This window comes from Weizmannia acidilactici, from assembly GCF_008974185.1.
GTDB lineage: Bacteria > Bacillota > Bacilli > Bacillales > Bacillaceae_C > Weizmannia > Weizmannia acidilactici.
Genome location: NZ_BKZP01000100.1, coordinates 1 through 766, shown reverse-complemented (window position 1 = coordinate 766; position 766 = coordinate 1). Strand labels below are relative to the sequence as shown.

Below are 766 nucleotides of genomic sequence, written 5' to 3'. Positions count from 1 at the left end.
ATAAAGGAATTAAAATTTTAAAAATTAAGGCTTTCCACTCCCCACAATAAACTCACTCTTCTGGTTTATGGTATTTAAGTTAGGCTTATTTCAAAGTTTTGACTATGTGTTAGAAACCTTCTTCTTCATCTAATTCTTTTAGAATTCTATCTTTTGTTTCTTCTAATGCACTCTTAAACCTTTCTAAATGGACCTTTCTGCTTCCATTTGTTTTTTCAATTCCTTCTTGTAAAAAGGTTAAATAATTCTGAAATGATTTTTCCGTTAGCCAACCTTTTGGTGATGCATGTTTTAATAATTCAATTGCTTTATTGATAATTCTCTCTCTATCCTGCTTTTCTGTAACTAATAATGCCGCTACAGCATAACGGAAATACTTTTTAAATCTTAACTTTCCATTATGATTAATAAACGTTTCTAAAAATATCCCCTCGATAAAGAAAGACGACCAATTTAGTCTAGTTTTACAAAGAGACATAACAAATTCCTCTGCTTTCCTTGCTCCTCCATCAGCAGATTGCAAAACATTTCTTCCTAACTCTATTAAAATTTCATTATTTAATAAATTAATTTGTTCTGGACCTAAAGTTTCAATTACTTCAATTACAGAATTTTGAACATACCAGTTATATGATTTTAAATCTGTAATTAATTGCTCTATGTACCAATCAATCGGGATTCCTGCTAACATTTTTGTTTTTATCGAACATTTTTCTAAGACTCTCATAAATCTTTCAATATGCCTTTCCGTCAACTTCCCTAAATT

1 pseudogene is annotated in these 766 nt (G+C 29.5%); it reads right to left on the bottom strand.

Annotated features, from left to right (window positions below):
• Nucleotides 1-109: 109 nt before the first annotated feature.
• Nucleotides 110-766, bottom strand: a pseudogene (locus tag BpJC4_RS16280) (hypothetical protein); the annotation flags it as partial.